The sequence below is a fragment of the Cellvibrio mixtus subsp. mixtus J3-8 genome, from assembly GCF_000766945.1.
Lineage (GTDB): Bacteria > Pseudomonadota > Gammaproteobacteria > Pseudomonadales > Cellvibrionaceae > Cellvibrio > Cellvibrio mixtus_A.
Window position 1 is genome coordinate 345,438 of the sequence record NZ_ALBT01000032.1, and the last position, 13,995, is coordinate 359,432.

The 13,995-nt window shown below is 50.4% G+C and carries 10 protein-coding genes; 4 read left to right on the forward strand and 6 right to left on the reverse strand.

The annotated features are described in order from the left end of the window. The first annotated feature begins 227 nt into the window (after positions 1 to 227). Positions 228 to 2,489, forward strand: coding sequence for a PQQ-dependent sugar dehydrogenase (locus tag A596_RS01485; RefSeq protein ID WP_084127895.1), 2,262 nt, complete (start codon positions 228 to 230; stop codon positions 2,487 to 2,489). Between the two features lie 130 nt (positions 2,490 to 2,619). Here the strand turns inward: A596_RS01485 and sppA are convergent, their stop codons facing one another. From sppA to arsC, 4 genes are all read right to left on the reverse strand, one after another. Next, complete coding sequence (gene sppA / locus A596_RS01490) at positions 2,620 to 4,551, reverse strand: signal peptide peptidase SppA (protein WP_052417136.1); 1,932 nt, start codon at positions 4,549 to 4,551, stop codon at positions 2,620 to 2,622. A gap of 13 nt (positions 4,552 to 4,564) precedes the next feature. Further along, a complete protein-coding gene (locus tag A596_RS01495) occupies positions 4,565 to 5,038 on the reverse strand; it encodes a DUF2069 domain-containing protein (protein WP_052417116.1) in 474 nt (157 codons plus the stop codon). Between the two features lie 75 nt (positions 5,039 to 5,113). Next, positions 5,114 to 5,707 (reverse strand): NAD(P)H:quinone oxidoreductase, encoded by a 594-nt coding sequence (gene wrbA, locus A596_RS01500; protein ID WP_039912066.1) that lies wholly within the window; start codon positions 5,705 to 5,707, stop codon positions 5,114 to 5,116. Between the two features lie 82 nt (positions 5,708 to 5,789). Continuing rightward, positions 5,790 to 6,134: an arsenate reductase (glutaredoxin) gene (gene arsC / locus A596_RS01505; protein ID WP_039912069.1), complete on the reverse strand. Its 345-nt coding sequence runs from the start codon at positions 6,132 to 6,134 to the stop codon at positions 5,790 to 5,792. 73 nt (positions 6,135 to 6,207) lie between these two features. Here arsC and A596_RS01510 point away from each other — a divergent pair, with 73 nt between their 5' ends. The 3 genes from A596_RS01510 (at position 6,208) to A596_RS01520 (ending at position 9,278) form a co-directional block, all read left to right on the forward strand. Continuing rightward, the gene (locus tag A596_RS01510; protein WP_052417117.1) at positions 6,208 to 7,473 is read left to right on the forward strand and encodes a YihY family inner membrane protein; all 1,266 of its coding nucleotides are present in this window, start codon (positions 6,208 to 6,210) and stop codon (positions 7,471 to 7,473) included. A gap of 96 nt (positions 7,474 to 7,569) precedes the next feature. After that, positions 7,570 to 7,935 (forward strand): response regulator, encoded by a 366-nt coding sequence (locus A596_RS01515; protein WP_039912070.1) that lies wholly within the window; start codon positions 7,570 to 7,572, stop codon positions 7,933 to 7,935. 65 nt (positions 7,936 to 8,000) lie between these two features. Further along, positions 8,001 to 9,278 carry a valine--pyruvate transaminase gene (locus tag A596_RS01520; protein ID WP_039912071.1) on the forward strand — a complete coding sequence of 426 codons (1,278 nt, stop codon included), beginning with the start codon at positions 8,001 to 8,003 and terminating at the stop codon, positions 9,276 to 9,278. A 125-nt stretch (positions 9,279 to 9,403) separates the two neighbouring features. Here A596_RS01520 and A596_RS01525 read toward each other — a convergent pair whose 3' ends face one another. Beyond that, positions 9,404 to 10,717, reverse strand: a complete 1,314-nt coding sequence (locus A596_RS01525; protein ID WP_039912072.1) for a DUF1552 domain-containing protein — start codon at positions 10,715 to 10,717, stop codon at positions 9,404 to 9,406. Between the two features lie 113 nt (positions 10,718 to 10,830). Further along, a partial coding sequence (locus tag A596_RS01530) for a DUF1592 domain-containing protein (protein ID WP_039912073.1) occupies positions 10,831 to 13,995 on the reverse strand: 3,165 nt, incomplete at its 5' end.

Sequence of the window (13,995 nt, forward strand, 5' to 3'; positions counted from 1 at the left end):
TGGTCGAACATGCATTGACCCTCCCTAACGCCAGCCTGATGCTGGCGTTTTTATTGGAGGTGGTTTTTATGAACAGCTTTTGTATGAACAAATTGTTCTTTTGGGAAGTGGGTTTTGTTAATAGGCGTGAGATTTTATTTATGTGAATAGTGCGTTGGTTTTAGGGATCTAACCAGCGCATTATGAGTCCATATATCACATAAACCGTGAACGCCGAGGGATGTGCCATGCAAACCTGCGTAAGAAAAATTATTTTTATTACTGGTTGTGGGATATTGGTTTCTTGTGGGGGAGGAAGTAGTGGCAGTAAACCGGCAACTTCTTCGGGGGCTGTTTCTTCAATGCCGATTATGTCATCCAGTGTGCAATCTTCTGCGATAGCTTCCTCTGCCAGCAGTGTTATTTCAGGCCTCGCCAATCGCCCTGTAAATAAAACCTGCCTCGCACCTGCACCGGTAGGGTCGGGTGCTACGAGTATCAACTGGAGTGCTGTATTTCCTTCCTTGCCAAATATTTCCCAAGCGACCAATTTAATCCAGGCGCCGGATGACAATGCAAATTGGTATGCGTTGCGCCAATCAGGAATCGTGGTGCGCTTTCCCAATCAAGCATCCGCTAATACGTTGACCAGTGTGTTGAATATTGAGGACCGTGTCGAATTCAATGGGGGTGAAACCGGGTTGCTTGGAATTGCATTTCACCCGCAATTTGCGCGCAATCGCTACGTGTATTTTTATTACATGGGATTAAATTCAAGTAATAATTTGGAGTCGCGTGTTGCGCGTTATGAATTTGCCACTAACGGTACTATTGATAAAAACAGCGAATTAATTTTACTGCGTTTTGACCAGCCTTATTCGAACCATAACGGTGGCCAACTCGCGTTTGGTAACGATGGTTTTTTATATATCAGTTCGGGCGATGGTGGCAGTGGCGGCGATCCGCAGCAAAACGGGCAAAATAAAAATAATTTGCTCGGAAAAATTTTACGTATTGATGTCGATTCAACTGGCGGTGGAAAAAATTATGGTATCCCTGCCGATAATCCATTTGCCAGCAGTGGTGGCGCACCGGAAATATGGGCTTATGGCTTACGTAACCCCTGGCGTTTTAGTTTCGATACCGAAACCGGTGAATTGTGGGCGGGCGATGTCGGGCAGGGGGCTTGGGAAGAGGTCAATTTAATTACCGGTGGGGGCAATTATGGTTGGGGTGATATGGAGGGTGATAGCTGTTACAGCGGCAGGCCCAATTGTTCTACAGCCAATAAAATCAAACCAGTGTTATCAATCAGCCACAACACCGGTGTTTGTTCGGTAATTGGTGGATTTGTATATCGCGGCACGCAGTACCCGGCAGCATATGGAAAATATTTTTTTACCGACTATTGCCTGAATACCATGCAGTCAATCACTCGCAATAGCGATAGCAGTATCAGTGTAAATAGCCATGGCAATGTGCCGGTGGATATAGTGTCGTTTGCGCAGGATAACCAGGGCGAGCTTTATGCGATTGGCCAAAGTGGTGCCGGTTCACAAATTGTAAAACTCCAGGCCACGGGTGGTGAGCGTGTACCCGGCACCATGGCGCAGCGTCTTTCGGAAACCGGTTGCGTGAGTGCGGGTAATCCCACATTGCCGGCAACGGCGATGATTCCGTATCAGGTTGAAAATCAATTGTGGTCGGACTCAGCAGAAAAAGAACGCTATCTCTCGGTGCCGGATAATCGCAAGATTGATCTCGCTGCAAATGGTGATTTTTTATTTCCCGTTGGCAGTGTGTTGATGAAGCATTTTAAATTGGGCGATAAATTTATTGAGACGCGATTGTTCGCGCGCGGCGAATTGGGTTGGCAAGGATTTAGTTATGAATGGCGCGATGATCAAACTGATGCGAATTTATTAAGCGATGCGAAAGAAAAAACCATTGACGGTATTCAGTGGCAATATCCGAGTGCAGGGCAATGTTTGATTTGCCATACCGAAGTGGCCAACTTCTCGTTAGGGCTGGAAACGGCGCAGCTAAATGCCGCTCTGCGTTATCCGGCGAGTAATGTTACTGCCAACCAATTGGATACATTAACGCATATCCAGTTATTTTCATCCGCTCCGACCTCTGCACAAAAAGCGGAAAAATTATTTTCGTTAAATGATTCCAGCGCGACCCTCGCCCAACGTGCACGCTCTTACCTGCACAGCAATTGCGGCGGGTGCCATAGCCCGAATGGACCTACGCCAACAAATCTGGATTTGCGTTTTACTACTGCGTTGTCTGCCACTAACGCTTGCAATTCATTGCCGTTAGTGGGTGACTTGGGAATTGCCAACGCGCGCTTGATTGTGCCGGGTGAACCCGCCCGGTCAATTGTGCTGGAGCGAATGAAGCGGCGGGATAGCAGCCAAATGCCACCGCTGGCAACGCATCTGGTTGATGCCGGGGCGGTGCAGGTGGTAAATGATTGGATCGCCGGCTTAACGGGTTGCGAGTGAAATAAAAATATGAGTGTGAAAAAAACAGGCGGGTTAGTCATACTAACCCGCCTGTTTAATAAAAATAAATTTCTGTTTACGGCAATTGATTCAAATTAATTCCTGATCATTTTGCCAAATTGCTTATTCATCAAGGCGCAACACACTCAAAACATTTCACATAAATGCCGCGTGGATCATTCAGGCTTTTGATTTCCTGCAATGGTTTTAATGCTGGTGCCAGATCATTCAGTACACCGAGCGATGAAAACTTTTCCAGTAAGGTTTTGGGAGCCAATGTACCGGCCTGGCCACCGAGCAATGACTTGATTAATTCCTCCTTCGGTGAAAGCGGGCGATGCACAAACTCTACTTTATACTTGTCGAGTTTGGCTTCGGTAGCAATTGCGGCGATAACATCTTTTAGCGTGCCCAATTCATCCACCAAACCAATTTCTTTGGCTTTGGTGCCGGTCCACACATGGCCTTGTGCAATTTCATTGATCGCGTTTTTATCCTGCTTACGCGCATCGGCAACAAGGGTGATAAAACGTTGGTAAATACTGTCCACGCTGTGCTGTACCACTTTGCTGGCTTTGCTGCTCAGTGGACGATCAAGGCGCATAGTGCCTGCCAATTCGGTAGTCCCTACACCGTCAGTGCTGATACCGATTTTTTTCAGCGAATTTTCCAGTGTAGGGAATGCGCCGAATACGCCAATAGAGCCGGTGATGGTTGTTGGTTGTGCCCAGATTTTATCGCCCGCCGTTGCCATCCAATAACCACCGGATGCTGCAACGCTACCCATGGAAATATAAACAGGAATATTTTTTTCACGCAGTTTAATAATTTCCGCGCGAATAATTTCTGATGCAAACGCGCTACCACCACCGGAGTCGATACGAATCACCAACGCTTTTACATCGGCGTCATCTTTTACCTGGCGCAATAATTCCACCATACTTTCACTGCCGATGCTGCCATCGGGCTGGTGCCCATCAACAATCGAACCCACCGCAGCAATAACCGCGACTTTATTTTTTTCCAGCGTTGGCAATTTACGAATATCTGCAAGGTAGGACCTCACTCCAACACCGTTGTACCAATCACCTTCATCGCTTTTGCCTGCGGCATCAATTAATAATTGTTCTGCTTCCTGGCGCGAAACAGTTTTATCTACCAATGTTTTTTCAAGCGCAAGTTTGGCGCTATCACCTTCAGTGAGGGCCATGTGTGCATCCAGATTATTTACATAATCGTTGATGCTGCCGGCTGCAAGTTTGCGGCGTTGTTCAACATTGCCGGTGTAGGTTGCCCAGAGTTCGTTGATCCATTGCTCGTTGTGCTCGCGCGATTCATCGGACATGTCATCGCGCAAAAATGGCTCCAGGTAATCTTTATATTTACCGGAGCGAAATGCATGGATAGTGATGCCGAGGTTATCCAGTGCGGTTTTGTAGTAATTCATATAGCGGTCATAACCGGTGATTTCTACCGTGCCCATGTTGTGCAGGTAAATTTCGTTGGCGTAGGTCGCCAGGTAATATTGTTCTTGCGAATAGTTATCGCTGACCGCAATAATTTTTTTGCCGCTGCCTTTGAAATTTTCCAGTGCCTGGCCAAGCTCATTCATTTTGCTTAAGCCACCGCCAACCAGGCGACCGGGTTCCAGCACCAGTGTGGTTACACGTTTGTCGGCCGCCGCGTTGTTAATTGCCTCAACCAATTCACTGACAACTGTTTCATTATCTTCCGGATCTTCTTCGGAAAGTAATGCACTGGTCGGATCTATATAACTGCGCTGGTCAACCAAAATTCCCGTCGGTGCGATTCTCAATGCAAAACTTGCCGGTAGTGGCTTGGGTGCACTTGATCCGATGGCAGCAATGATGAGCAGTACTAATAAAAGGAAGAAAATATTCATCACCGTGTTGCGCAGCCAGGTAATGCCACCGCCAATGCCACCAAAAAATCGACGCAATGGTCCCGGTTTTTTAATAGCGACGAGGGGGGGCGTCGCGGGTGGTGGTGTAAGCGGTGGTGGGCTCGGTGGAACTGGTGGTTCGTAATGATTGACTGACACAATAAATTCCTGATTATTGATTGCTGTCATCAACAGCGGGCGAGTGGGATTGTTTGGTGTACAAATAATAATTCCAGTATTGCAACCAGCGGCTGGTCATCATGGCGGCAATAAATAACACAGTGACTAATATCGTGATTAACCAATCGCTCCACAACCAGCGTGTCATTAGCAGTGGAATGATCACCAGAAAATACATCAGTGCGACAAAACATAACCAACTGTAACTGCGATGGGTTTCATTGCGTAACGCGGGAATAAAAACCAGCAATGGAATAATTTGTACCAGCCACAATTTGATATTACCGCTCTCGCGGAATAGATTCAGTGCGGTAAATAATAATAATAAGCCGGAATAGCAACCCAGTGTCAGCAGGCGGCCAATGCGCAATTTTTTTTGCAAGATGATGGCGTCGGCATCGGTGATAACAATGTCTTTTTTACGCTTGCCGCTGTCGGTTTCGTGCGCGTGTTCGGGTTGAGTCATGAATAAACCTTGTTGTGTTCTATCGTGTTGCGGTGTTAATAAAACGGGTGCTAAGGCGATCTGGGTACAGAATATCTAGCTGTGTAATTTCAATGCGAGTGTTGCAACACGTTTACCCAGTGCCTGGCATAAATCCATTTCAACATCACTGAGTCTGGTGGGTTTATCGCCGTGTGCAAAGTGCGATGCACCGTATGGGCTACCGCCCGTCAGCGTGGTATTTAAGCCTGGTTCGCTGTAAGGAATGCCGGCAATTACCATGCCTTGATGCAACAATGGCAACATCATCGATAACAACGTACTTTCCTGGCCACCATGCAACGTAGAGGTCGAGGTAAATACGGCTGCGGGTTTGTTAATCAAATCGCCATTTAACCAATGGCCGCTGGTGCCATCCAGAAAATATTTCATCGGCGCTGCCATATTGCCGAAACGGGTAGGGCTGCCGAGGATCAAACCGGCACAATGTTTTAAATCTTCTGCACTGCAATAAATCGCACCGCTGTCAGGAATGCCGGGCTCGGTGGCTTCAGTGGTGGCGGACACGGCGGGAACTGTGCGCAAGCGCGCTTCAATGCCGGCTTGTTCAACGCCCCGTGCAATGTGTTTCGCCATTTCCAGGGTGGAACCATTGCGGCTGTAATACAACACCAGTACATAGGCAGACATAAGATGGCCTCTTAAATAATGTGTCTCTAATTCATTAAACGATGTTGTGGCTATGTTCTTCCGATGTTTAACAAATTTTCAATTAAATAATGGTTAAGACATTTTCGGGCGGGCGCCCTACAACGGCTTTATCGCCATTAATCGCGATAGGGCGCTCGATCAATTTGGGATTTTCCACCATGGCATTAATCAGTGCCGCGTCCCCTAGTTTTTCATCACCCAGATTTAATTCTTTGTAAACATCTTCGCTTTTACGCAATAAATCGCGCGGGCCGATGCCTAATTTTGCAAGCAGTGCTTTTAAGGCCTTTGCGTTTGGCGGTGTTTCAAGATAGAGGACAACTTCCGGTTCTACGCCGTTAGCGCGCAGCAGGCTTAAGGCGTCACGCGATTTTGAGCAGCGCGGGTTATGGTAGAGTGTGACCATTTTTAATATCCATTGTGGGAATGAGGCCGATTATAGCGGCTGGGTTCCGGTTTAGGTTTAAGGATTTATCGCTATGCCATGGTTAAGTGAGCAGTTGGCCAACATAAAGATGCATTACCGCTGGTTGCTGGGTTTTTTCTGTTTGATGGTTCGCCAATATCAAGCCAAAGAGTGCCAGAAAAGTGCGGCCTCACTGACTTACGTAACGCTCTTCGCTACCGTGCCGATGATGACCGTTACCTATTCGATGTTTTCGATTATCCCTGCCTTCCAGAATCTGGGCGATCAACTACAGGCCCTGGTGTTCGATCATTTCCTGCCCAATAGCGAGCAGGACCTGGGCAAATACCTGCAGGATTTTTCCGCCCAGGCGCGCCAGCTTACCGCGTTTGGCCTGGCGTTTCTGTTGGTGTCAGCCTATTTGATGCTCAAGAATATCGAGCAGAATTTTAATGCTATCTGGGGCGTAGCGCGCGGTCGTCGCGGCGTCGCCAATTTCCTGCTGTATTGGGCGATCCTAAGTCTGGGCCCCTTATTGCTAGGCGTTGCTTTAGCGATGAGTACTTACCTGGTGTCCTTTCGTTTGTTAGTCGGCCCCTACGATAGCCTTGGCGTTGTGGAAACCGTGTTGCAATTTGCGCCCTGGGTGTTGACTTGGGCTGCATTCACCCTGTTATTTGTAGCGGTGCCCAACTGCAAGGTGCCGGTCACCCATGCGTTAGTGGGCGGATTCTTCACCACCTTGTGCTTCCAGGGATTAAAAGCGGCCTTTGGCTGGATCGTCGGCCACTCCTCCTTCACGCTGGTGTACGGGGCGTTTGCCGCTGTTCCGCTGTTTCTGCTGTGGGTCAATTTGATCTGGACTGTGATTCTGGGGGGAGCGGTATTTGTGCATACGATTAATGCTCACCAAATCGGTTTGCGTGTGCGCAACTACCCCGATTTGCTTGCCAGCCTGATGATCCTGTGGCGCTGCTACCAGGCCTCGCGCGACGGCAACACCGTGCCGGAGCGGGCGCTGTTGCGGCAAGGGTTATCGGCGGAACAATGGTTGCGTATCAGCGAAACCCTGGTGAAACACCATGTACTGACGACTAACTACCAGGGCGATTACTTGCTTTGCCATGATTTGAAAAACCTGCGCCTGCTCGATTTGGCTGACATGCTCGATGTGCCGCGGCAATTGCCGAAAGAGCGCGATTGCCTGTCGGGCTTGCCTTGGGCTGCGGAGGCGGTGACAGAGTTGGGGGCGGTGGATCACTTTACCCGCGAGCGGCTGGACCGGTCCGTGGAGTCTTTGTTTTCTGTCGGCGAGGCAGCTCAAAATCCATCCAAATAAGAAGGTAAAAATATTTCTGCGAGGAAAGATCCCTGTCTATACTCTCGATAACGTTCGATTTATGACTTTTTAATCATTAGAAGATTTGTTCCCGCTATGGCAATTCCTTTGTTGATTTGTGATGACTCTATGATGGCGCGCAAGCAAGTTGCACGCTCCTTACCTGAAGGCCTGGAGGTCGATATCACCTTTGCCACTAATGGCGCCGAAGGATTGCAAGCGATTCGCGACGGCAAAGGCGAAATGGTGTTCCTTGACCTGACCATGCCGGAAATGGATGGTTACCAGGTATTGGAAGCCGTTAAAACCGAGGGGCTGGATGCGATGATTATCGTGATTTCCGGCGACATACAACCCACTGCGCACGCCCGTGTGACACAACTGGGCGCGCTGGATTTTATCCAGAAGCCGGTTAACCCTGACAAGCTTGCCGATACCCTGCGAAAATTTGGCTTGATTTGATTCTGGCGTTTTATCCCGTCTGCCGTTAGATTGCCGCCAGTTGTTAACCCTGACTGGCGCATTCCATGACTTCCTCTTCTGCTTCCTTATCGCTTTCCCGCTTTGGCCAAAAACTTTGTACTGATGCTGGCATAGTCACCTTGATGGATGACCTGGGCGATGCGCTGCGGGTTAATCCCGATATGATTTTTATGGGCGGCGGCAACCCGGCACGTATTCCGGCGATGGAGCAAGCCTTTGAAGAAGCCTTGCGTGCAACACTGGATGATGCGCGCGAAGCACATCAATTATTAGGCGTTTACCAACCGCCGCAGGGCGATGCGGAATTGCTGGATACCATTGCGGAATTACTTACGCGCGAATACGGTTGGCCGATTTCGCGCGCCAATATCGCGCTCTCCAATGGCAGCCAGTCCGCATTTTTTGTGTTGTTTAATTTGCTGGCGGGGGAATATCCCGACGGCAGCAAAAAGCGTATTCAATTGCCGTTAACGCCGGAATATCTGGGCTATAGCGACTTGGGGATCTGCGAGGATTTTTTTACCGCCACGCGTCCGAACATTGAATTATTGGAAGATGGTTTTTTTAAATACCACGTTGATTTTTCGCAATTAAAAATAACCGAAGAAACCGGTGCGCTCTGTGTGTCGCGTCCCACCAATCCCACGGGTAATGTCATCAGCGATGAAGAATTGGTAAAGCTGGATGAACTGGCGCGCGTGCATAACGTACCGTTTATTGTTGATGGCGCCTACGGCACTCCTTTTCCGAATATTTTATTTGCCGATGCGCAGCCACACTGGAATGACAACACTATTTTGGTATTGAGCCTGTCGAAATTGGGTTTGCCCGGCGCACGCACCGGCATTGTCATTGCCAATCCGGAAATGATTAATGCATTCGCCAAAGCCAATACGATTCTTAGCCTGGCGACGGGAAATTTTGGCCCGGCACTTGCGCGGCATTTGTTAGCGGACGGAAAAATTTTGCAATTAAGTCGCGAAGTAGTCGCACCGTTTTATCGCGCGCGTATGGAGCATGCGGTTACAACGTTCAAACAATATCTCGATGATTTGCCCTGTTTGATCCATAAACCCGAAGGCGCGATTTTTTTGTGGCTCTGGTGCAGAAATTTACCGATTTCGAGTGAAGCGCTTTATCAGCGGTTGAAAGCGCGCGGTGTGCTGGTTGTGTCCGGCCATCATTTTTTTCCGGGCCTGGAAGAGGATTGGCAACACAAGCATGAATGCATTCGCGTGACTTATTGCCAGGACCCGAAAATCGTCGAGCAGGGTGCACAGATTATTGCGGATGAACTGCGGCGTATTTATCAGGAAAAATAAATTTTAAGTGATTAGCGGCTTACGCAAGCCTCGATTCGTTTACCAATAGCACACAATAAATCCCCACCCTGAAATAAAAACAGCGCCCAAAGGCGCTGTTTATTGATCCCCGAACAACGAAACCTTTACGACCAAACGCCGGAAAGTGCACCCGCCGAGTACGCGGTATAACCCGTCAGGCCAATCGCTTGCGCCGCGTTATCCAGCAACTGGGTGTGGGTTTTGCCGGTGACTACACGACCGCCACGGAATGTACTGGCACCACTTGCCAACAGCAACGGCGCATCTTCACCCATATGGACCTGGCCATTACCCATGTCGCTCAGCTGTACAACCAGGGTTGAATTGAACAGTGGCGCACCGGTTTCATCCGGTGTGGTTTTCAGGATATTGATCAGGCTGGCCACGCGACCTTGCAAATAAGCGCGTTGGGCAATGAACGGATCATCTTTACCTACGTGGATAGAACCATGGTAAGTATCGCTGAAGCCCGGTGCGGTGAAGTTACCGCCGTCAGTACCCATTTGGATGCTAACCACTTTGGTCAGGTTACAGGCCAGTGCCAAGGCAGCGTTGCGTGCTTGCTGGTCAAACAATTGTGAAAAATGCGCGCCCAGCATTGGGTCCGCTTCGCCAGTGCCGAAGTTATCCCAGGCCGGATTGGTGCACGCGCCACCGGTGGTAGTGGTGGAATTGTTCAAATCGTTTTTCAACTTTTGGATTGCGGCAATGTTTTCATCTACACGCAGTTGTTCCTCGGTAGACAATTGATTGCGGATTTTGGTCAGCGCTGCCAGGTTCACGTCATAAATCTTCAACTGTTGTTGTTGCGCCGTAGTACCGGTGCTGGCACCGCCAGTGAACAAACTGTTGAACACCGTACGTGGGTTACTGACGTAGGTTGATTGGGTCCAGATGTTCACTGAAGAAATAGAGCAGTCCAGCGTCGCACCTGTTGCCGAGTTGGCGATAACGCCCAAACGCAAGGAACCAAAGCGTGAACTGGCACCGACAACCGATTGTGCCAGCACATTATCCACGGTCGTACCGTTACCGTTGAAGGCGCCCAATACGCGGAAGGTCAGGCCGTGGCCACCGGCTGGATCATTGCCGGAAACGATGGCGGCGTTGTGCACGAAAATGCAGTTTTGCTTATGGGTATCCATCGATTGCGAGCAGGCCTTCATGGTCAGGCTGCCATTGCTTTCTACTGTGGGGGTGAAGCTGTAGGACGCAAAGCCCGGAGTACCGCCGGGGATAAACACAAAAATCACACGTTTAATTTTATTGGACGATGTTTGGGCCTCGGCAAAGCGGCTGGACATAACGCCCATCGCCAGGGTAGATGCCTGGAGTGCAGGAATGGAGATACCGGCTTTGGCAACAAACTTTAAAAAATCGCGGCGATTTTCATCAGCCATTTTTTTGAAGTCATTCATAGTTAAAACCCTTTTTATCCCTTGCCAGTGAAGCACTGGCGATTGATGGGAAGAAATCTTTTTGTAAAGGGCGGGGTGGTAGCCCCGCCCGATTTTTTTAGGTTTGCTGACTTTTAGAAGTCTTTACGATAGCGAACCGACTTCAAACTACCCAGGCTTTGCAGCATGGCTTTGGGGCTGTCGCTATTGGCGCTCATTTGCTGGATCAAACTAGCCACTTCGTTTGCGTTAGCTTGCTGTTGTGCAGCCGGCAACGGAATTGGCTTGTCATCGCTGCCAACCAGGTTGCGGTCGAAGTACTTGATGCCGGTACCGAACGCCATGCGGAAGTTGTTTTCCACAAAACAGGCGCGCAGTTGTGAGAAGCCATCCGGAGACGCGACCAGTTTGGCGCCCAGGTCTTTGGTGCCGGTAAAGGTCAATGATTTGCCATCGTCCACGCTGGTTATACCGTACAACGTACCGTCGTCATCCTGGAAGGCGACAGACAGGTTGTTGTCATCACGGGTACGTGGCAGGCCAACCGGGCTGAAGTCTTCGAAACCGAAGCCGAGCGGGTTGATGATCTTCAAGTGGCAGTTGGTACATGGGCTTACGCTGGTCAGGAAGTGGTACTCCTGACGTGCAGTCGCGAAACCACCCTGGCTGGCTTTCAAGGCATCAAATGCTTTGGCTTGATCTTCACGCAATTGGTCCAGCGCTACACCGGTTGGCGGGTTAGGTACGTCATGGCACAGGAAGGCGCGACGGGTGCGAACAGCGCGGATGACCGGTGCGGTTTTTGCGAAGTGCGCATTGCGGGCAGTGAATGCACCGGACGCCAACAGGCCGCCACGGTTAGTGGTATTCACTTTTTGCAACGCAGAACCGGCAGAACCAGTCAAACCATAGAAGTTAATCAATGCCTGGTTAGCGAAGGTGTAAGAGCTGCTGTACAAATTCGCGAACGGAGCGCCGTCCAGGAGCACGTCGTTGTAGATTGCGCGAACTTCCTCAAGCATGGATTTCTGCACATCGGCGGTGTAGGTCGGATAACGGGCTGGATCGCGCGCATCGTAAGGCAAGCCTTCACCATCTAACCATTGAACAGCAAAGTTACCGAAATGTTGACGGGCTTTGGTGGTGCCCAACAGACGGGTTACTTGTGCATCAATTTGCGTTTTGGTCCACAGGGATTTGCTATCCGCCGCTGCCAACAGGGTTGCATCCGGTGTGCTGCCGGTGTAAGTGAAAGCCAGGAATGAGGCGATCTCATACGGCGTCAACACGTAAGCGGTATCCGGCAATGCGGTACGGTCTGCGGATGGAATATCGTTAATGCTGATATTCGCGGTTGAGTCCACGGTACCGGCGCGCAGGTCAGACACTTTCACACCCATCTCGCTGCGATACAGGAATTGTGGTGAGGTAAATACCGCACGCAGGGCCAGTTTCAGTGCATCACTGGTAGTACTTACACCCAGGCTGGAAGAGAAGAAGGTCAGGTAGTTTGTCTTTTCTTCAGCAGTCAGTGGGCGACGGAATGCGCGTTTGGCGAAATCAGCAACAAATGCATCGCCGCATGCGGCAACGGTTCCGCTACAGGTTGCAATGCCAGAGAAGCTCTTCGCCGCTGCTGCATCGGCAATCTTGCCGGCCAACAACTCGTAAGCGCGCGCACTGTTTTCAGAAATGGTTGCACGGGTGTTGTTGGTGAAGCCATTGACCAGGATATCCGCCGGGATCGACGCCAGGGTAGCCGCATCCAGGGTAGTGTTCAGGTTGATGCCAGTCAGGTCGTTGATGCTGTTGATGTACTCGCTCTTGCTCAAGATACGCAGAGAACGATCAGCGTAGGTCGGGGCACAGCTATCGCCCACACACACACTGCTCACCGAGCTTGACGACGCCGAGCTGGTTGATGTGCTGGTGCTGCTGGTGGTGACTTTGCCACGCAGTGACCACAGGTATGCAGCAACATCCTGGCAAGCATTGTTATTGCAATGGCCGAGCATGTTGTCTTTGATAAACACCGACAGGTCCAGTGCTGACGTGCCGGTATAACCTTTGGCCGCATACTTCGCCAGGGTATGGTAAGTGAAGTTATTCACATTGAACTGGATATTACCTTCACTGAATACGCCGTCGCCGTTAGTGTCTTTATGGCAACCGGTACAGCTGCCGGAACCGGTGAAAATGCTTTGGCCGGTGGTCGCATTACCGGTAAACGCTGCACTGCTCACACTGCTGGAGGTAGACGTAGAAGTCGATGTGCTGGTGCTGTTGGAACCGGTGTACACCAGGGTGAGAGGTGCGGTCGCGGCTGATGGAATGCTGTCGGTATAGCTGATGATTTTATAGTCATAGCTACCAGCGGTTGTCAGCGCATCCAGGTAAGAAACGGTGTTTGCTGCGGTTGCTGTTGTGGTTACCCAACGGCCATCTTCACCTTTACGACGAACCAGGAAGCCGGTTTCGTTCGCACTGGTATCGGCCCAGTTCAAGCTCGCACCGGTAGAAACTGCGGTACCGGTCAGACTCAACGGCGCGGTTGGAGCGGTTGGCAGGCTAATCGCCGGCGTATTGGCCGGGTTATTGCTGGTGAGGAACAGCTTGAAGTAAACCGGTACTTTTTCACCGATGGTGGAAAGTGACGCTGCGGCACGCAGTGCTTCAACACCGGCATTCAAGTCGAAGTCGATTGAGTTGATCACAATAGGTTTGCGCGGGGAGAAGCTCACGCTGCTATCTGCATGCTTAACTACCAATGCATCAAACACCACTGATTTCACAACGCCATTCAGGATCAGGTTACCTGTTACCGACTGTACAGCGGTAGAGCCGGTTGCCTGGGCGCTGATAGCGGTTAAATCCAGTTGGGTGGTGAAGTGCAAGCTGGGTAAGTAGCTGGATTTGAACAATAGGTCTTGCATACGGGTATCGCGAATCGCAGTACCGGTATTGATGCTCGCCAGCGGGATAGTCAGTGTGGCTTGACCGGTTGGTGAAACCGTACCTTGCAAGGTGCTGAAGGTCAGGTTTTCCGGGGTTTCCACACCCGCAGTGCTTTTCTTCACGGTCACGAAATGGAACGTGGAGTTGGTTGCATCCAGTAACCAGCGAGCGGCTAAACCGTTACTCACAGAACTGCTGCTACCGGCTGAGCTGCTACTGCTGGTGCCGGGTTGGCTGGTATTGCCACCACAAGACGCCCCGTTGAGGGTAAACGCCGTGGGTGCAGCCCCGGGGTTATTCACCAGGAAACCAAACGACGCCGTACCGTTGGCCGCCAGGTTAGG